This is a genomic window from Fischerella muscicola PCC 7414 (assembly GCF_000317205.1).
GTDB classification, from domain to species: Bacteria; Cyanobacteriota; Cyanobacteriia; order Cyanobacteriales; family Nostocaceae; genus Fischerella; species Fischerella muscicola.
On the sequence record NZ_AJLK01000126.1, the window covers coordinates 13,801 to 32,125 of the forward strand.

Genomic DNA, 18,325 nt, shown 5'->3' on the forward strand with positions numbered 1-18,325 from the left:
GTTAGTAGTTAGTAGTCATTAAGTTTTTAACTATTGACCATTGACCCTTGACTCTTGACTACTTTTGTTCTTCGGGTACAACTTTGCTGGCGACAAAACCAACCAATCTATCTAGCATTAAGCCAACTAAACCAACATAAATCAGCGCTAGGATAATTTCGCTTAAATTGGTTTCGGTTGTAGTGTTGTAAGCATCCCAAATAAATGAACCAATTCCGACACCACCTACTAACATTTCTGCCGCCACAATTGCTAGCCAAGATAAACCAATGCCAATTCTTAAGCCTGTGAATATATAAGGAACAGTGGCAGGAAAGACTATTTTTATGAAATACTTTGGCCCTTTAAGCCGTAAAACTCTGGCTACATTAATGTAGTCTTGGGGAATTTGTTGTACACCGACTGTGGTATTAATCAAAATTGGCCAAATCGACGTAATGAAAATTACGAAAATTGCTGAAGGATTAGCTTGTTGAAATGCTGCCAAAGAAATTGGTAGCCATGCCAAGGGTGGTACAGTCCGTAACACTTGAAAAATGGGGTCTACGGCTGAATAGAGTAATTTATTAGCACCAATTAAAATTCCTAAGAAAATTCCCACAATTGCTGCTAGAGAAAAGCCCAAACCAACTCTTCCCAAGCTATTTAGTATTTGCCAGCCTAAGCCTTTATCACTTTCACCATTATCAAAAAATGGATGAATGATAAAAGGATCCCAAGTTTCCGAGAAAGTTTCTATTGGACCAGGTAATTTAAAATTAGGATTTAAACAAAGTATTTGCCAAATTACTAGAAAGACAATTAGTGCTACCGCTGGCGGTACAACTTTTTTCAAAATTATTTTAGAAATATTTTTGCGGGGATTTTTTCTAATTGTGCGGCTTCCAAGGGTAGCTGTCATTTTCTAATTTCTCCGATTGCGCTCCAAGTTGACCAGTTATCAGTTATCAGTTGTCAGTTGTCAGTTGTCATTTCTTGATTTTTAAACTGCTCAAGTATGCTTCTGGTTTATCTGGATCGAATTTGACACCATCAAAGAATGTCTCAACTCCACGAGAAACGCTGGTAGGAATTTCGGAATCAGCTACACCAATTGCTTTGGCAGCTTTTTTCCACAAATCTTCTTTGTTAACTTGGTCTACAATTTCTTTAACTTTGGTATCTTTTGGCAAATAGCCCCAGCGAATTTCTTCTGTTAAAAACCAAATATCATGGCTCTTGTAAGGATAGGAAGCATTATCTGCCCAGAACTTCATCCGTTGTGAGAAGTTTTGTTGGGTGCGTCCATCACCGTAATCAATGTTGCCTTTAGACCGTTCGAGAATATCTGCAACTGCAACGTTAAAATATTTGCGGTCGGAGCAGATTTTGCACATTTCTTCTTTGTTTTCGGCGCGATCGCACCACTGCTGGGCTTCCATAATTGCCATTAATAATGCTTGTGTGGCATTGGGATTTTTATCAACCCAATCTTTGCGCATCGCAAAGGCTTTTTCTGGATGATCTTTCCACAATTCGCCTGTAACTAAGGCTGTGTAACCCAATTTTTGACTTACTAATTGGGCATTCCAAGGTTCTCCCACGCAAAAAGCATCGACAGTACCAACTTTCATATTTGCCACCATTTGTGGTGGTGGTACGGGTTCCAAAACCACATCTTGATCAGGATTGATCCCGCCTGCTGCTAGCCAGTAGCGCATCCACAAATCATGAGTACCACCAGGAAAGGTCATAGCAACTTTCATGGCTTGTTTGTTTGCTTTGGCTTGGGCGGCAGCTTCTTTCAGTGCTTTGCTTTGTAAGCCGACTTTCAAATCTTTCAATTTATTGGCAACAGAGATACCCTGACCATTAGTGTTTAGTCGTGCCAAGATATACATCGGCACTTTATCGTTGATGGTCATCAGGTAAGGCATGGGACTGAGGATGTGCGCGCCATCAATACCGTCACCAGCTGAACCGATTTTTAAGTTGTCACGGGTGACAGGCCAGGATTTTTGCTTAACTACCTCGACATCCGTCATTCCGTACTTGGCAAAGAAACCTTTTTCCTTGGCAATAATTAGGGGTGCAGAGTCAGTTAGTGGTATGAAGCCTAACTTTGCTTTTGTTGTTTCGACTTTGGGAGCGTTAGCTACTGTAGAAACATTAGCTGCTGTGGTTGCGCTTGGTTTGTCGCCACCAGTTGTTGCTGACTGAGAACCACCGGAGGAGCAACCGTGAGCCAGGATAGAAGCAGCTGCCGCAGTACTTGCAGTGAGAATAAATTTTCTTCTGGAAAGATTGCTCATTTGTTTTGTTGTAATTAGTTAGTTGTTAGTTGTTAGTGGTTAGTTGTTAATTGGTAATCGGTATTTTTTCCATTACCAATTACCAATTAGCCACTATTAATGAGTGACTAAGGCTTCTTGCCTGGGTTTGGCTCCGAAATGCTGAATCAATAAGTCTCGCAATACTGGCTGCAAGTCTTCGCAGGGAATCCCTTTTTGGACGCAGGTTCCCAGATGTGCTTCTTTGCCGACTTTCCCGCCCATGTAGATGTCAACGCCTTCTACAGCTTTGCCGTTTTTCCGGGCTTTGGTTCCCATCAAGCCGATGTCTGCTACTTGGGGTTGTCCGCAGGAGTTGGGGCAACCAGTCCAATGAATTCGCACCGGACGAGTTAGTTCTAAATCTTCTTCTAAGGCTTTGATTACGCCCAAGGCGCGGTTTTTGGTTTCAATCAGGGCAAAGTTGCAAAATTGAGCGCCTGTGCAGGAAACGAGCGATCGCGTCAGTGGTTGGGGATCAATACTGAATTTTTCTAGTAATGGTTCTGCTAAAAATAACACTAAGCGTGAATCAGGAATATTGGGGATAATGACGTTCTGCTCAACGGTCAACCTGATTTCACCATTACCGTACACATCCGCTAAACGTGCGATTTCAAACATGTCTTCGGCTGTCAACCGACCAACAGGAATGTGTAATCCTACATAGTTTAATTCTGGTTGTTTTTGTTTGTATAAGCCGATATGGTCGCGTTTTTCCCAATCAATTTCGTCTTTAGGTGCTGCTGGTAACAACGGCTTACCCAAACGCTGTTCGACTTCTGAGCGAAATTTCTCTAAACCCCATTCGTCGATTAACCACATCAGCCGTGATTTTTGACGGTTGGCACGTAAGCCGTGATCGCGGAAAACTTCTAAGACAACTCTACATACGGCAACTACATCTGATGGTGGAACCCAAGCATCTAGGGGAATAGCAGCTTCACAGCGTTTAGCCGAAAAGAATCCACCCACTAAGATATTAAACCCAAAGACTTTACTGGTGGAGTGATAGGGAGTTGGGGTGAAATCTTTCTCCCCATCTCCCAATCTCCCCACCTCCCCATCTTCATGAAATGCAGGTACAAAAGCTAAATCATTGATCTCCGCATGAACAGAATTATCCCGTCCGCCGGTGATGGCAATATTAAACTTCCGTGGTAGATTTGTAAACTCTGGGTTGCCTTCGCCTTTGTTGGTAAGCATGTCTTGAATTTGTTGCACCAACTCGCGCGTATCGAACAACTCATCGGCATCTAATCCTGCCACGGGATCACCAGTAATGTTGCGGACGTTGTCCATTCCTGACTGCACACTGGTTAAGCCCACTGTATGAAATTTATGAAAAATTTCTGGTAAATCCTCAATCCGAATGCCTCGTAATTGGATATTCTGTCTAGTAGTAATGTCAGCACTGCCGTCATCACCATAACGCTGCACTACTTCAGCTAGTACTCGCATTTGAGCAGCTGTGACGATACCATTTGGCATCCGCATCCGCATCATGAATTTGCCTGGAGTGACTGGGCGAAAAAATACCCCCATCCATTTGAGGCGATGATCACGATCAGTTTCGTCCATTGCCTCCCACCCAATAGAGGCAAATTTCTCTATCTCTGCCTTGACGGCAAGTCCATCTTTTTCTGCCTTAAATTTCTCGAATTTATTGAGGCTGGCCGTGACGGTAGTTACTGCTTCTGTCATGATTAGTCATTAATCATTTAGTCAATGGTCATTAGTCATCAGTCATTAGATATTGGCCATTAGTCGTCGGTCATTAGCCTGACACTAATGACAAAGAACAAATGACAAAGGACTCAGATATTTGGTCAGTAGGTTAATTCTTTTGGAATACTGAATCTTAATCTTGATTCACATGCATTTAGGTTAAAGTTGTAAATACATAAAAATCGTATAGCTTGTTACGAAATATCTGCAAAAATGCACATATTGTATTAAAAGTATGCATTTAGTGCATTGAATATAAGCGAGAAATCGCCGTAAAGCGCTTGAATAATTGCGATCGCGAGTATTTGTTATGTGTTGATTGTTGTTTGTTGATTGTTGTACGCTGCGGAAAGCAACAATCGCCAAGGATTAAAATCCTTGGCTCATAGACAAAGTCGTCTCAAGATAACTAAATCAAGTATTACTAACTACTGCACGCCCCTACTAACTACTAACCACTAACTACTAACAGTGAATAATATCAACCAGCTTTTATTGCAAGCACAAGCAGCACAAGATACTGCTGACTGGCAGTTGTTAATTCAATATCTGCATAAGTTAATTCTAGAAAAGAAACCAAAAAACTTAGAAATGCTAGAAAACCAAGCAGAAGTGCTAAAATTAGCACTTTCAGTTCTGGTAGTGGGGGATTTTCAGCAACGCTGGGAAATAGCCAAGGTGATTAAGTATCTGGGAGCGATCGCTATTCCCCCATTGATAGAGATATTGACGGATGAAGAGGCAGAAGAAGAACTGCGCTGGTATGCAGCACGCCTTTTAGGAGAATTTCAACACCCTAATGCAATTTCTGCCCTAGTAGAATTACTGAAAACAGAAGATGACGAAGACCTCAGGGCAATGGCAGTATCCGCGCTGGGACAAATGGGTACACTTGCGATTGCTGCCTTAACAGAACTTTTGAGAGATAGCGAAACACGGTTGTTAGCAGTACGATCGCTATCCCTGATCCGTCATCAAGAAGTTATTACACCTTTATTGAGTGTAGTAGAAGATACCTCAGCGGCTGTTCGCGCTACTGCAATTGAAGCTCTTGGTAGCTTTCACGATGAACGTGTACCACCAGTACTGATACGGGCGTTGGATGATATTGCTGCCCCGGTGCGGCGAGAAGCTGTACAGGGTTTGAGCTTCCGCCCAGAATTACGCGACACATTAGATTTAGTCACAAAACTGCAACCCAAACTCTACGACTTTAATCTGGAGGTTTGTTGTACGGCCGCAGTTGCTTTATCCCGTATAGGTGGTGACGATGTTGCTAAGTATTTATTTCAGGTACTAATGTCACCCCATACACCAGTAAAACTACAAATGGAATCTATTCGCGCTTTAAGCTGGATGGAAACGCCTTCTAGTTTGGAATACCTCTGCACAGCGCTTAACCAACTAGAATCAGTAGCACTATGTCAGGAAATTGTAACTGTTCTGGGACGCATCAAACAACCACAGTTAACGCCAATAGCAACGGAGATATTATTGGCAATACTGCAAAAACAGCACCCAGCGCCCGAAAATGCCGCATTTAAAGGAGTCCTCGCTTTATCATTAGGACAATTAGGCAGAAACGAAGCTAAAGAAGCTTTAATTGCCCTAACAAAAGATGCTGATGAACTAGTGAGACTACATGCGATCGCAGCCTTGAGGAATCTTGAACTGAAAAGAGAGTGAGGAGTGTGGGGAGACATGGGGGACACGGGAGACAAGGGAGACACGGGAGACACGGGGGACACGGGAGACAAGGAAGAAATTACCTATTTCCTGTTAAGAGTTCCCTGTTCAGAGTTAAGAGTTCCTTCTTAACCAATGACCAATGACAAATGACCACCAACCACCCTACCCTGACGGGAAGCCACTACCCTGCCTTAAGCCGCTACCTGCGGAAGCCGCTTCGCGTCTACGCGTCTACGTGTCTACGGGTTCGCCAGTCCCCCTACCCTTACCTTAAGCCCTCCGGGTTCGGGGGTTCGCAATCGTGACGGAAACCGCCAAGACTGCGACCCCCTCACCGCTTCGCGTCTACGCGTCTACGTGACGGAGACCGCCTTTTTGGGGGGCTGGTCTCACCAACAAACAACAACCAACAAACAACTACTAACCACTAACAAATGACCACTAACAACCAACCACCAACTACCAACTATTCGCGTAAATAAGTAAACACAAAAATTGTTGTTTTGATTGCTAAAACACCATTAGATGTAACAAACTCTACTAAAATGTTGCTACAAATACGTTAAGTTAGTCAAAGCCATAAATGTAATGCAGGCTACACCAACATGCGACTAGAGCAGTTGCAAGCCTTCCTAGCGATCGCGGACACCGGTAGCTTTCAAGGGGCAGCAAGAAAATGTAGTGTTACCCAATCGACTATCAGTCGCCAGATCCAGGCACTGGAAGCAGATTTGGGGTTGGAATTGTTTCACAGAACTGGTCAAGCAAAGCTGACACTAGCTGGTGAACGCTTGTTACCCCGCGCCCGCAAAATTTGCCAAGAGTGGCAAACAGCCACCCAAGAGATAACAGATTTAGTAGCAGGAAAGCAACCTGAATTGTGTGTAGCTGTGATTCACTCGCTGTGTGCTTACTACTTGCCACCAGTATTACAACAATTTTGTCACGATTATCCCAACGTGCAACTGCGGGTAACATCCTTGGGTAGCGATCGGGCTTTAAAAGTCCTTAAAGATGGGCTAGTAGATATGGCGATTGTCATGAATAATCGCTTTTTAACTGCTGGCAAAGAAATGGTGGTAGAAGTTTTATATGATGAACCGATAAAAGTTCTGGTCGGGGCCAATCACCCTTTAGCCCAGTATGAACGCATTCCTTGGTCAGAGTTAGTTCGTTACCCGCAAGTAGTTTTTAAAGATGGTTATGGAATGCAACGCCTAGTCCAAGATCGGTTTGAACGCCTGCAAGCTACACTCCAGGCAGTTTTAGAAGTTAACACTTTGGACGCCTTTCGGGGAGTAGTGCGTCAGGGAGAATTAGTAGCTTTACTACCCAATTCAGCATTGGTAGAAGCACGTAAAGACGCAACCCTAGCGGTTCGTCCCTTAGCTAATAATAATAGTTCTGCTGACAACTCTAATTTGACTCGCCGAGTTGTGATGGTGACAACTCAAGACCGTTTGCAAATTCCTCCTATTCACCATTTTTGGCAGTTAGTGAGGGAAAATATACCACCACAAGTTGCTTTAGAGCGATCAGCTTGTTAATTGATAGTAGTTAGTTGTTAGTAGTTAGTTGTTGACTTTATAACCACTAACCACTAACCACTAACCACTAACCACTAACTCTTGACCTATGAGCAATACATTTCGGGAATTACTGAAAAAGGTAGGCAGTGGTAATCATACGGGAGAAAACTTAACTCGTGAGGAAGCTGCTACAGCAACTAGGATGATGCTGCTGGGTGAAGCGACACCAGCCCAAATCGGGGCTTTTTTAATTGCCCACCGCATTAAACGTCCTACGGGAGAAGAACTAGCAGGGATGCTAGATGCCTATGATCAACTTGGGCCAAAACTAGCATCTGTATCTTCTGTGCGGCCAGTGATGGTTTTAGGCATACCCTATGATGGCAGAACCCGCACAGCACCCATTAGCCCAATCACAGCCTTATTGTTAGCTACTGCTGGACAACCAGTGGTGATGCATGGGGGCGATCGCTTACCAACCAAATATGGTTTACCTTTGGTAGAAATTTGGCAGGGTTTGGGGGTAGATTGGACTGGGTTAACGTTGGAAAAAACTCAGCAGGTGCTTGAGCAAACGGGAATTGGCTTTGTCTACACACCACAGCATTTTCCCTTAAGTCAAAGTATTTGGGAGTACCGTGACCAGTTAGGTAAGCGTCCACCTTTTGCCACAATGGAATTAATTTGGTGTCCTTATGCTGGCAATGCCCATATTGTGGCGGGGTTTGTCCATCCTCCCACAGAAGCTATGTTTCAAGACGCTTTAGCCAGACGGGGAGTAACTAATTTTACAACTGTAAAAGGATTAGAAGGTAGTTGTGATTTACCACGCGATCGCACTGCTATTATTGGCTTGCTAACACCTGCAACCAGCAATGAAATAGAAAGATTGCATTTGGTTCCCCGTGAGTACGGCTTTACTAGCAAAAATGTACCTCTGGGTACTACGGTCGAACTAGTAGAAGATATGCAAGCTGTACTCAAAGGAATTCCTTCTGAACTGATGGACACAGCTTTATGGAACGGTGGGTTTTACTTGTGGCGTTCTGGTATTTGTTCAGATATGCCAGCGGGTATTGCAAAGGCCAAAGAATTACTCACAACTGGTGCAGTAGCAGCCAAACTTCAAGAAGTTACTCAGACTATCCAAAATCTAAAGTTCACAGTCCATAATTCCAAGCTATTAACTATTGACAAATGACAAACGACAAATGACTATTGACCAATATCCAAAATTAACCCTTCACGCGCAATTAAGGCTTCTGGAAAAGCAGATGCAATTTCTATTTGCACCTGATCAAGCCAATCGTCGCTATCGTCTGGGTGGTGGTGAGAAAACACTATTTGCTTGATGTTGGATGTAATAGCCAAATCTACAGCAGTTTGCCAGTGTGAATTATCAGAGTCAGTTTTGTGGAATGTGAAAGGAGTGCTGATATTAGTAATCAGTAAATCAGCATCTTTCACTAGCTGTGTGATGCTTTCTTGCTCAGCTGTATCAATTTCCTTTTGTAAATCAGTGACATAGGCAACACTATAACTCTGCCAACTGATTTTATAGCCAATAGACTTTTGGGTTTTATTAATTAGTGCTGTTGTAATCGTCACGTCATCTAGCTTGACTACCTTACCCGGGTTCAAGTTGTGAAACTGCAATTCTGATTGCATCACCTGTAAAGGATAAGGAAAGTGGGGTAACAGCATCTGATCATATAGACATTGTTTTATTGAAGCTCCATTTGAGGCTGCTGTTCCATAGATGTGAAAACTATTTTCAGGAATAAATGCTGGGGCAAAGAATGGAAATCCTTGGATACGATTTGATTGGGAGTTAGTAAAAAATAAATGAGCTTCTATAGGCTGCTGTTGTTTTAGCCAACTTTTACCAAGTACACGTAAACCAGTACCTCCATCAAAAACGAGGCGTTTGTTGGCTAATTGCATTTCTACACAGGCGGTATTGCCACCATAACGACTGGTATTGCTGCCTGGGGTGGGAATTAAACCCCGTACACCCCAAAATTGCACTACGAATTTTCCCTCATGATTAGAGGATTGATTAGCTAGTTTCTGGTTTACGTAGCTCTGGGGAGACGACAGCTCAAAATTTGACATCTTTTTTGCAATTAGGTCTTACTGAGCAGGTCATCATAGTAGCGAATTTCCAAAATACAATTTTTTTCGTCCACAATGACAACAGTCGGAGAGTAAGTTTTTAACTCTTCTGTAGTAAACTGCCCGTAAGACATTATAATCAAGCGATCGCCTATAATGCCTAGACGTGCTGCTGCACCATTGAGTTCAATCGCTCCAGAATTTGCTGAAGCTGGGATCGCATAAGTAGTAAAGCGCTCACCATTGGTAATGTTCACTACTTGAACCTGCTCATAAGGTAAGATACCAGCTTTTTCCATCAAGATGCGATCAATACTGATACTACCTACATAGTTGAGATTAGCTGCTGTAAGAGTACAGTTGTGAATTTTTGCGAGAAGAAGGGTGCGATGCATTGCCTGTGGGGATTGGGGGAAGTAGGACAAGGGAAGGGAAGGGAGACAAACCAGACAAGGGGGAACTCACCGGTCCCTGGTGGGGATTAGGGGGCGAAGACAGACAAGGAGAACAAGACAGACAAGGGGGACAAGGAAGAGAATAAACACCAATGCCCGATCCCCAATCCCCGATCAGCTTTACTTTTTACCAGCTTGAATGCATTTTTCAACTAGAGGCATAACTTGATCAACATCATGCCAACCAAGAATTTCTGTCACCTTTTTTTCAAGATTTTTATAAGTGCGGAAAAATTCTGCTATTTCCTCTAACCGATGGGGGGCTATGTCTTTAATAGATTTGACGTTGGCATAGCGAGGATCTTTGTCAGGTACACAAAGGATTTTTTCGTCGCGATCGCCACCATCGATCATTTCTAACATCCCAATAGGACGTGCAGCAATTATACACCCTGGGAAGGTAGGTTCATCCATAATCACCATGCCATCAAGTGGATCCCCATCATCAGCTAAAGTGTTGGGAACAAAGCCGTAGTCATATGGATACTGCACTGATGAGTAAAGTACCCTATCTAAAGCAAAAGCTTGTAGCTCTTTGTCATACTCGTATTTATTTTTACTTCCACCCGTAATTTCAATCAGAACGTTAATTAGACCTGGCTTAGGCTGAGGGGGAATAAGGGATAAGTCCACAACAAAACTCCTGAGTTAATAGTAAAACATGGGCGGAGCCTTGGTTGGCTCCCCGTGTAGAATTTTAGGGCCAAGAGGGACATATCCCAATAGGGAAAAAGGAGCGAACTTTCAAAGGGAACGTGGAACTCTGAATATACACGGGTGTGGGGGTATAGGGGAGGAAAAAGTTTTTATTTCCTGAGTAGCGGGTGGTGTGCCGCCAGTGCGCCTGCTCTTAATTGGGAACAGGGAACAAGTTTTATTCTGTTCTCTATTCCCAATGAAATTGTTCCCTACCTAAAAGGGTTTTTATGGAGAAACGGTAGAAGGGGTTAAATTTTTCACTAATAACTTAGATGATGAATTGTGCTTTTCCCAGTTCAACACAGGCATTTCTTGCCAGCAGTGACGGCAAAACCAATATATTTCAGAGCCGCGTATATGTAATAAAAGGGGACCGGAACAGCAAGGACAGTAATTCATAATTTTTTTGAAACTTTTTAACTTAAATGTGTTTATTGCAAATCAAAACAATTTCTTGATGAAGTAAATTGGCGTGAATAAATACGTCTTGGCGATTTGACTGTTGATAGTGAAATCTCTTGCAGAACAGAGATTCAGCAAAAGTTGGGAATAATCCTAAAGTTAGATTGTGGACAAATTGCTCTCCTGTTAGCTTGAGTTTATTTGTCGGTTATTAATCAAAGGAATTATTCACATTTGTTACGAAAAGTAACTTTTTACTACCAATTTACTTGTTTGTTTCCAAACAGAAAATTGTTTATCTACCTATAATCATCATCCAATGTAAGGATTTGATGATAATTTTTTAAAGTTTTTCTAAATTATGTAATTTTTCTCAAGTTTATAGCGAGTGTTTATTGTTTAAATGTAAATATAAATAAAACTTCCTATTCTACTCTCTAATCGGAACCTCGATTTACATCATTCTTCATGAAGTACTCATATTAATTTTCTATAATTACAAATATAAGAATAAAAATAGCAGTTTATATCTCAAGAAGTGTAAATAAGGTTTCTAGTCACTGGCCAATCTAATACGGAATTAAGTTCTAACTGAATATTTGCACCAGTTGTAATCAGTCGCGAAAGAATTTTCACTAGCTTAAAGCTAAAACCTGTTGGTAGCGGGTTCAAATTTATTTCTCAGATTGATACGTGCCTTTTGACTAAGGAAGAATATAGTATGTTTTATAAAATTTTGGTTGCCATAGACAAATCTGAAATTGGACAATGCGTTTTTGATGAAGCTCTCGCTTTAGCACAAAAACTAAATGCTAGTCTGATGTTGCTTCACGTTCTCGATCCTTTTGATGAACGTTATCCAAGTTCCATAGCTTTACACACAGACAGTCTGTATCCCAGTTTTCGCCCGGAAGCTGTCAATTACTACATGAGCCGCTGGGAAGCACTCAAACAAAAAGGTATGGAATTTTTAAAGATTTTTTATGATCAAGCGATCGCCAAAGGTGTAACAACTGAATATACCCAGAATTTTGGTGAACCAGGTAGAGTCATTTGTGAAGTAGCTCAAAGTTGGAAAGCTGACTTAATCATAATTGGTCGTCGAGGTCGTCGGGGTATCAGTGAGTTTTTCCTTGGTAGTGTAAGCAATTATGTTCTGCATCACGCTCCCTGCTCTGTTTTGACGGTACAAGGATTAATTCATGCAATTGAACCAAATAAGCTAACTGCAAAAACTTAAGTAGATCGGTAATGGGTAATGGGTAATGGGTGGTTGCAATTTTTCCTCATAATCCATTACCTGTGTGCCATTCCTTTTGAGAGATATTTATAACATTTCAACATATTTAGCATTAGAATAATTTATTTTTATTTTTATAACAATGTTGATTAAATCACAACATAGCAGTAATAAATAGATTATTGTATAAGTTTCAAAAATAATCGTTTTGATACTGAAGTTTCAGCGATTTTGTGAGTCATAACTTACTAAACTGCTGCAATAAGTTGGTTTTTAGTAAGCTTTTTACTGCTTATTTTTAGCATTTAGGTGCTAAAGACCAATTCAAAAATCGGTGTAATTTTTTAATAAGGAGATAAAAAATTCAATAGACTGTATAAAGAAACTAGTCAATATCAGCTAGAAATTCTTGTTGTAACTAAAACTTATAATTGAATTTATTCTTAAATTCGTATCTCTGCCAGGTTTCTACTGAAATGGAACAACTAGATACAAGATTTTAGATTGATAGCCGAAATTTCTTCCACGGCTATTCCTACAAGTGATTGAGCCTGGTGCAAGATGAGAAGTTAGAACAGGAATTTTTGCAAATACATATCCTATTTGTTCAATATTTTCTCAGATAACTTTGAGTTATAAGTAAATTTTTAAATTGATATTGTCTAGGCAATGTGTGGATATAACAACATATTAGTAGTAGTTGGTTGCATTTTTAACTAAAACAATTGATATTAATTTCTTTTAATATCAGTCATTTATTTTGATAAGCCAGATAATGCTATGAAGCGAAGACTAATAGCCTAGTTAAAATAGGATTATGTGCTGATGACTCACTTAATTCTCTCCCCAAAAAGTATGCTGCCTTTAAGGAGTCCACATTATGAATAGATATACTTTGCTGTCACAGACACAAATCAGTAAAGTGTTTGTGTTGACAGATTTCAAGGAAAAACTTTCCAGATTTAAAATCCAGAGGTATCAATGAATTTTACTACTTTTAGCAAACAGACAAATTCATATAAATTACTTAAACAAAGACCGCAATGGCAGGGAGAGAATCTGATGGACACCAGTATTGAAACTGAAGATATAATTATGCCAGATTCTTCAGCAGATACAGTCATTTCCAGTCACTCAAATCGCGGTCGTGTGGCTATTTTTATTGATGGTTCAAGTCTATTTTATACAGCTTTACAACTTGGAATTGAAATTGACTATTCCAAATTACTTTGTTGCTTAACTGAGGGTGCAAAACTATTGCGTGCATTCTTCTACACTGGTGTGGATCGCAATAATGACAAACAGCAGGGTTTTCTGTTGTGGATGCGTCGTAATGGTTATCGGGTAGTTACCAAAGAATTAGTCCAGTTTCCCGATGGTTCTAAAAAAGCCAGTCTAGATGTAGAAATGGCTGTAGATATGATTAATTTAGTCCCTTACTACGATACTGCGGTTTTAGTGAGTGGGGATGGAGATTTAGCCTATGCTGTGAATGCGATCGCTTACAAAGGAGTACGAGTAGAAATTGTTAGCGTCCGATCAATGACCAGTGATAGCTTAATCGATGTTGCTGACTGCTTTATTGACCTAGATACAATCAAACAACACATTCAAAAAGACTCTAATTCTGGTTACAACTACCGTCCTCTATCAAACACCAGCGTACAATAAAAATTTCCTGAGCAATTCATCCTCATCTATACTGGTATCTTGCCAGAGCAGTAGATATTTTCTGGAGTAAACTGCTCTTAATTTACTCTGTGCATTTTACTCGCCTCTCACTCAAATGGATATTTTAATCGTTGAGGATGAACCGGAAATTGCTCAGTTGATCCAACATTCTCTAGAAAAAGAAGGATTTATTTGTCGCATCTGTCGCGATGGCAACACCGCTTTGCGGATGTTTCAAGAGCAAACACCGGACTTAATTATTCTGGATTTAATGATTCCTGGCTTGGATGGACTAGAAGTTTGTGCCAGAATTCGCCAAAAATCAGGGGCAAAAGATCCTTATATATTGATGCTCACAGCCAAAGGTGAGGAAATAGACCGCGTTATTGGCTTATCTACTGGTGCTGATGATTATATGGTGAAACCCTTTAGCCCAAGAGAGCTAGTAGCCAGAGTACGCGCTCTTTTGCGGCGTAGTCTGCGGGGTGGGGGTCAACATCAAATTTATCGTACGCAACATTTTACAGTAGATGTAGAACAGCGTACTATCAGTCGTCAGATAGATTCTCAGCCACCAGAAATTCTAGAGTTAACAGCTCTAGAATTTAATTTGTTGAGTACTTTTATCAGCAGTCCTGGTCGAGTTTGGAACCGCAGCCAGTTAATTGACAAACTTTGGGGTGATAACTTTTATGGTGATGAACGGGTGGTAGATACTCATGTAGCGCGGTTGCGGAAAAAAATAGAGCCAGATCCTGCTAACCCCACTTTTGTTAAAACTGTTGTAGGCATAGGCTACAAATTTGAAGACTCTCATGTAGTGTAAAGTTTAAATGATTAACAAGGGTCGGCGATCAACAAAGTCCTTACCTTTGGCAACTCGCTTATTTTTCTCCCACTTGGTAGTGATGATTGTGGGGGTACTTACCCTGGTAATCATCAGCAAACTTTCTTCTCCACGTTTTTTTGTCCTGCACTTACAGCAATTAGAAAAACGAGGTTACAGATTATTTAATGTCCGTACAGAATTAGTTGACGGATTTGAAGGTGCTTGGAGACGCAGTACTATCTGGTCAGTTATTGTCGGTGGTACAGCAGCAGGAGGATTAAGTTTCTGGGTTTCTAGGCGGATTATGCAAGGTTTAACCGAGATGGAAAAAGTTACCCAGGAGTTTGCCAAAGGAAGACTAAATGCTCGGCTACCTATGTCTGACATTCCAGAACTCAACAGACTGGGGACAAGTTTTAACCGTATGGCAGCCAGCTTAGAAGGGGTAGAAACGCGGCGGCGGGAATTAATTGGAGATATGACTCATGAATTGCGCACACCCCTGACAGTAGTACGCGGTTATTTAGAGGAACTAGCTGATGGCAGCATAGAACCTTCCCCAGAAATTTATATGCGGTTAGTTAGAGAAACTAAGCGCTTAGAACGTTTAGTAAATGATTTGCAAGAACTTTCCAAGGCAGAAGCTGGTTATTTACCAATTAACATCCAGCCTGTAAATATACGTCCTTTATTAGAGTCAATAGTGGCTAGGTTCACCGATCAATTGCTCGAAGATGGCCCGGTTCTACAACTAGAGTCTCCACCCCAGCTGCCTCTTGTTTTAGCAGATATTGATCGGACAGAACAGGTGTTGGTAAATTTAGTTGGTAATGCAGTACGCTACACAAGTCAAGGCAAAATTACTATTCGAGCTTGGGTTGATGACTCAAAACTTTGGATAGCAGTCATTGATACAGGTATGGGAATAGCACCAGAAGATTTGCCTCATATATTTGAACGCTTCTGGCGAGCTGACAAATCTCGCGATCGCCACTCTGGTGGTACTGGTATCGGTTTAACTATCTCCCGTCGCTTGGTAGAGCTACAAGGCGGCTATATAGAAGTAGCAAGTGAACTCGGAGTAGGTAGCACTTTTCGTTTTTGTCTGCCTTTGTCCTTAAGGAAGATGGATTAAATTAGCGACAAATGTTCTACGCCCCAATCAGCAAGTTTGCCGCCTAAATTATAGTACTGATGCGATCGCTCTAGCTGTCAATGGCTCCATACGCTACTTTTTCCAGCAAGACTATATCTTAATAGATACAAGCCCGACATTAAAGATTTTAGAAAAGTATAACTAACATAACTTATGCTTTTTTGTTGTGAGCGATCGCAACTATTACATATGGATGAGCAATCACGAAACTGCAAAGGGTGAAAACCCAGGAAGTAGACGATCAAGCTATTTTGATTCCCCATTCCCTTTGGCATATACAACTTGGTGTCTCCAGTTCATAAGTAACGAAGATTTATTCAAAATTTCATATTAAATAGTTTATTTTTAATAATCGCTTAATATTATTAATATGCTTAATTATTACTTTCAGATATTCTCATCATAAACTTTTGTAACTTCGGTAACATTTTCTCGGAGACTAGATACTCTAAAATTCAGTCCATATGAAAAATCTTTCTCCTGAAATCTAGCCATAGAAAGAGTAAAGCCACGATTTTTCCTGGAAATTTACATCTGTGGGTACTGTGTGTTATTAGGTAATTAATTTAGATTCAAGATAGGTATTATATATATCGAAAATTAGAAATCAATAATTGCAAAAGCACACAGTTAAGATTTTTTTTGCTATTTTGTATTTAGTTGAACAGTTATTGATGACTTAATAAGCGTCAATATAAATAGAGAATACTAGTAAATAATCCATGAATTGGAGGGGTAATTATTATGCTTGAAACTAGCAATCAAAATATTATTTTCTCAGCTTTTGTTAAGCCCACTGAAGAAAATCATCAATCAGAAATAAATAATTCTTTGAGCAGAACTCAATCTGATTTCTTGCAACCATTACGTCAATGGCTTGATTCCTTAGATATTCAAAATCAAAAATTGGCAAAATTTATTGCTAAATTGATCCCTGCCCAATGTCCCTTTGAGCGGGATATTATTTTATTTGGTCGCAAGGTTGCCCACATTCCACCCATGTGTAAGTTAAACCCGCTTTACGACCAATTTGTTGGCTTGCGTTTTCGGGCTTTGTGTTATTTAGTAGATCAGTGTGGAGAAGATATTCAATCCTACTGTTGAAAACATTTAAGCATACAGAGCATGGAAATTCAGATTGAGCGTCAACCCAGTCAAAAACGCCTCGAGGAATTGGGTGTATCCAATTGGGATATTTGGCAAAAAGAAGTCTCTAAATTCCCTTGGACTTATGATACTCAAGAAATCTGCTACTTTTTAGAAGGCGATGTTGTTGTCACTCCCAACGGTGGACAACCAGTGCAAATGGGCAAAGGTGATTTAGCTACCTTTCCCGCTGGTATGTCCTGTACATGGGAAATTAGAAGTGATGTCAAGAAGCACTATTGTTTTGGTTAGTGGTTTAGTAGGGGCGCAAGGACTTGCACCCGTACAGTGGTTAGAATAACCAACAACCAACTAACAACTAACAACCAAAATGTTATTGCATCTAAGTACTTGGCAAGAAGTCGAAGCATATCTGCAAAAATCTCAGGGGATAATTCTCCCGATTGGTTCTACAGAACAACACGGGCCGACAGGATTAATGGGTACAGATGCGATTTGTGCAGAAGCGATCGCTCGCGGTGTCGGTGAAGCAACCCAAGCCATCGTTGCGCCTACAATCAATGTTGGCATGGCACTGCATCATACTGCTTTTCCTGGCACAATCAGTCTGCGTCCCAGCACGATGATCCAGGTAGTGCGAGATTACATCACCTGTTTAGCGAAAGCAGGTTTTACCAAGTTCTACTTTATCAACGGACACGGTGGTAACATCGCTACCCTGAAAGCAGCTTTTTCAGAAACTTACGCACATTTGGAAGATTTGCAGATTCCTAATGCTCAAAATGTGCAATGCCAAGTTGCTAACTGGTTTATGTGCAGTTCAGTGTTCAAGCTAGCAAAAGAATTATACGGGGATCAAGAAGGTTCCCATGCAACGCCAAGTGAAGTGGCTGTAACTCAATTTGTTTATCCAGAAGCAATTAAGCAAGCACCCCTTTCTCCAGAAGTTGGGAAAGGACACAGAATTTACGGTGCCAAAGATTTTCGTCAGCATTACCCAGATGGCAGGATGGGATCAAACCCTGCTTTAGCAACACCCGAACACGGCCAGCAGTTTTATGAATTGGCGGTGAAAGAACTGAGTCATGGGTATTTGGAGTTTTTAAGCGCAGAATAATGATTAGAGAACTCCAAAAATAGCTATGTTTGAGTCAAGGGGATCAAAATGATTGAGCCACAGAGGTTATCTCAGTTCACTTTCGATCTCGTCACTCGTGGTCTACTATTTCACCACACTGATTTTGATAGGTTGGCCAGATCCCCGACTTTTTTAAAAAGTCGGGGATCTAACCCCTCGCAACTCCTCAAAACTTATGTGGTCGAGTACTACTTTATGTGATCGCAAACTGATTTTACAGCTGTGCTGATTTTTTTAGCGATCGCCATGATCAAAAAC

At 41.0% G+C, this 18,325-nt stretch carries 17 protein-coding genes; 11 read left to right on the forward strand and 6 right to left on the reverse strand.

What is annotated here, in order from left to right; translation table 11 throughout:
• Positions 1–58 precede the first annotated feature (58 nt).
• The 3 genes from ntrB to UYI_RS0120495 form a co-directional block, all read right to left on the reverse strand.
• Positions 59–901, reverse strand: a complete 843-nt coding sequence (ntrB, locus tag UYI_RS0120485; protein ID WP_016868534.1) for a nitrate ABC transporter permease — start codon at positions 899–901, stop codon at positions 59–61.
• Positions 902–968: 67 nt separating this feature from the next.
• Positions 969–2,291: a CmpA/NrtA family ABC transporter substrate-binding protein gene (locus UYI_RS0120490; protein ID WP_016868535.1), complete on the reverse strand. Its 1,323-nt coding sequence runs from the start codon at positions 2,289–2,291 to the stop codon at positions 969–971.
• Between the two features lie 96 nt (positions 2,292–2,387).
• Positions 2,388–4,013 carry a ferredoxin--nitrite reductase gene (locus UYI_RS0120495; protein ID WP_016868536.1) on the reverse strand — a complete coding sequence of 542 codons (1,626 nt, stop codon included), beginning with the start codon at positions 4,011–4,013 and terminating at the stop codon, positions 2,388–2,390.
• A 495-nt stretch (positions 4,014–4,508) separates the two neighbouring features.
• Here UYI_RS0120495 and UYI_RS0120500 point away from each other — a divergent pair, with 495 nt between their 5' ends.
• The 4 genes from UYI_RS0120500 to UYI_RS0120510 all read left to right on the forward strand — a co-directional run bounded on the left by UYI_RS0120500 (position 4,509) and on the right by UYI_RS0120510 (position 8,456).
• Positions 4,509–5,723 (forward strand): HEAT repeat domain-containing protein, encoded by a 1,215-nt coding sequence (locus UYI_RS0120500; protein ID WP_016868537.1) that lies wholly within the window; start codon positions 4,509–4,511, stop codon positions 5,721–5,723.
• Between the two features lie 142 nt (positions 5,724–5,865).
• A complete protein-coding gene (locus UYI_RS39790) occupies positions 5,866–6,000 on the forward strand; it encodes a hypothetical protein (RefSeq protein WP_268742278.1) in 135 nt (44 codons plus the stop codon).
• A 331-nt stretch (positions 6,001–6,331) separates the two neighbouring features.
• Entirely contained in the window at positions 6,332–7,273 is a 942-nt protein-coding gene (locus UYI_RS0120505) for a LysR family transcriptional regulator (RefSeq protein WP_016868543.1), read from the forward strand.
• 88 nt (positions 7,274–7,361) lie between these two features.
• On the forward strand, positions 7,362–8,456 hold the full coding sequence (locus UYI_RS0120510) for an anthranilate phosphoribosyltransferase family protein (protein WP_016868544.1): 1,095 nt from the start codon (positions 7,362–7,364) through the stop codon (positions 8,454–8,456).
• 14 nt (positions 8,457–8,470) lie between these two features.
• Here the strand turns inward: UYI_RS0120510 and UYI_RS0120515 are convergent, their stop codons facing one another.
• The 3 genes from UYI_RS0120515 to UYI_RS0120530 form a co-directional block, all read right to left on the reverse strand.
• On the reverse strand, positions 8,471–9,370 hold the full coding sequence (locus UYI_RS0120515) for an MBL fold metallo-hydrolase (protein ID WP_016868545.1): 900 nt from the start codon (positions 9,368–9,370) through the stop codon (positions 8,471–8,473).
• An 11-nt stretch (positions 9,371–9,381) separates the two neighbouring features.
• Entirely contained in the window at positions 9,382–9,765 is a 384-nt protein-coding gene (gene panD, locus UYI_RS0120520; RefSeq protein ID WP_016868546.1) for an aspartate 1-decarboxylase, read from the reverse strand.
• 180 nt (positions 9,766–9,945) lie between these two features.
• Positions 9,946–10,458, reverse strand: a complete 513-nt coding sequence (locus UYI_RS0120530; protein ID WP_009455110.1) for an inorganic diphosphatase — start codon at positions 10,456–10,458, stop codon at positions 9,946–9,948.
• Between the two features lie 1,189 nt (positions 10,459–11,647).
• Here UYI_RS0120530 and UYI_RS0120535 point away from each other — a divergent pair.
• The 7 genes from UYI_RS0120535 to UYI_RS0120565 all read left to right on the forward strand — a co-directional run bounded on the left by UYI_RS0120535 (position 11,648) and on the right by UYI_RS0120565 (position 18,046).
• Entirely contained in the window at positions 11,648–12,166 is a 519-nt protein-coding gene (locus UYI_RS0120535; RefSeq protein WP_016868548.1) for a universal stress protein, read from the forward strand.
• Positions 12,167–13,147: 981 nt separating this feature from the next.
• On the forward strand, positions 13,148–13,837 hold the full coding sequence (locus UYI_RS0120540) for a LabA-like NYN domain-containing protein (protein ID WP_016868549.1): 690 nt from the start codon (positions 13,148–13,150) through the stop codon (positions 13,835–13,837).
• 115 nt (positions 13,838–13,952) lie between these two features.
• Positions 13,953–14,663, forward strand: a complete 711-nt coding sequence (locus UYI_RS0120545) for a response regulator transcription factor (RefSeq protein ID WP_016868550.1) — start codon at positions 13,953–13,955, stop codon at positions 14,661–14,663.
• A gap of 7 nt (positions 14,664–14,670) precedes the next feature.
• Positions 14,671–15,801, forward strand: a complete 1,131-nt coding sequence (locus UYI_RS0120550) for a sensor histidine kinase (RefSeq protein WP_016868551.1) — start codon at positions 14,671–14,673, stop codon at positions 15,799–15,801.
• Between the two features lie 765 nt (positions 15,802–16,566).
• Positions 16,567–16,926 (forward strand): Mo-dependent nitrogenase C-terminal domain-containing protein, encoded by a 360-nt coding sequence (locus tag UYI_RS0120555; protein ID WP_016868552.1) that lies wholly within the window; start codon positions 16,567–16,569, stop codon positions 16,924–16,926.
• 21 nt (positions 16,927–16,947) lie between these two features.
• Positions 16,948–17,220 (forward strand): cupin domain-containing protein, encoded by a 273-nt coding sequence (locus tag UYI_RS0120560; protein ID WP_016868553.1) that lies wholly within the window; start codon positions 16,948–16,950, stop codon positions 17,218–17,220.
• A gap of 79 nt (positions 17,221–17,299) precedes the next feature.
• On the forward strand, positions 17,300–18,046 hold the full coding sequence (locus UYI_RS0120565; RefSeq protein WP_016868554.1) for a creatininase family protein: 747 nt from the start codon (positions 17,300–17,302) through the stop codon (positions 18,044–18,046).
• Positions 18,047–18,325: the final 279 nt, after the last annotated feature.

Bases quoted from the DNA above. Each gene is read 5' to 3' on its own strand.
- ntrB (WP_016868534.1), bottom strand. From the start codon at position 901: ATGACAGCTACCCTTGGAAGCCGCACAATTAGAAAAAATCCCCGCAAA.
- UYI_RS0120490 (WP_016868535.1), bottom strand. From the start codon at position 2,291: ATGAGCAATCTTTCCAGAAGAAAATTTATTCTCACTGCAAGTACTGCG.
- UYI_RS0120495 (WP_016868536.1), bottom strand. From the start codon at position 4,013: ATGACAGAAGCAGTAACTACCGTCACGGCCAGCCTCAATAAATTCGAG.
- UYI_RS39790 (WP_268742278.1), top strand. From the start codon at position 5,866: ATGACAAATGACCACCAACCACCCTACCCTGACGGGAAGCCACTACCC.
- UYI_RS0120505 (WP_016868543.1), top strand. From the start codon at position 6,332: ATGCGACTAGAGCAGTTGCAAGCCTTCCTAGCGATCGCGGACACCGGT.
- UYI_RS0120510 (WP_016868544.1), top strand. From the start codon at position 7,362: ATGAGCAATACATTTCGGGAATTACTGAAAAAGGTAGGCAGTGGTAAT.
- UYI_RS0120515 (WP_016868545.1), bottom strand. From the start codon at position 9,370: ATGTCAAATTTTGAGCTGTCGTCTCCCCAGAGCTACGTAAACCAGAAA.
- panD (WP_016868546.1), bottom strand. From the start codon at position 9,765: ATGCATCGCACCCTTCTTCTCGCAAAAATTCACAACTGTACTCTTACA.
- UYI_RS0120535 (WP_016868548.1), top strand. From the start codon at position 11,648: ATGTTTTATAAAATTTTGGTTGCCATAGACAAATCTGAAATTGGACAA.
- UYI_RS0120540 (WP_016868549.1), top strand. From the start codon at position 13,148: ATGAATTTTACTACTTTTAGCAAACAGACAAATTCATATAAATTACTT.
- UYI_RS0120545 (WP_016868550.1), top strand. From the start codon at position 13,953: ATGGATATTTTAATCGTTGAGGATGAACCGGAAATTGCTCAGTTGATC.
- UYI_RS0120550 (WP_016868551.1), top strand. From the start codon at position 14,671: ATGATTAACAAGGGTCGGCGATCAACAAAGTCCTTACCTTTGGCAACT.
- UYI_RS0120555 (WP_016868552.1), top strand. From the start codon at position 16,567: ATGCTTGAAACTAGCAATCAAAATATTATTTTCTCAGCTTTTGTTAAG.
- UYI_RS0120560 (WP_016868553.1), top strand. From the start codon at position 16,948: ATGGAAATTCAGATTGAGCGTCAACCCAGTCAAAAACGCCTCGAGGAA.
- UYI_RS0120565 (WP_016868554.1), top strand. From the start codon at position 17,300: ATGTTATTGCATCTAAGTACTTGGCAAGAAGTCGAAGCATATCTGCAA.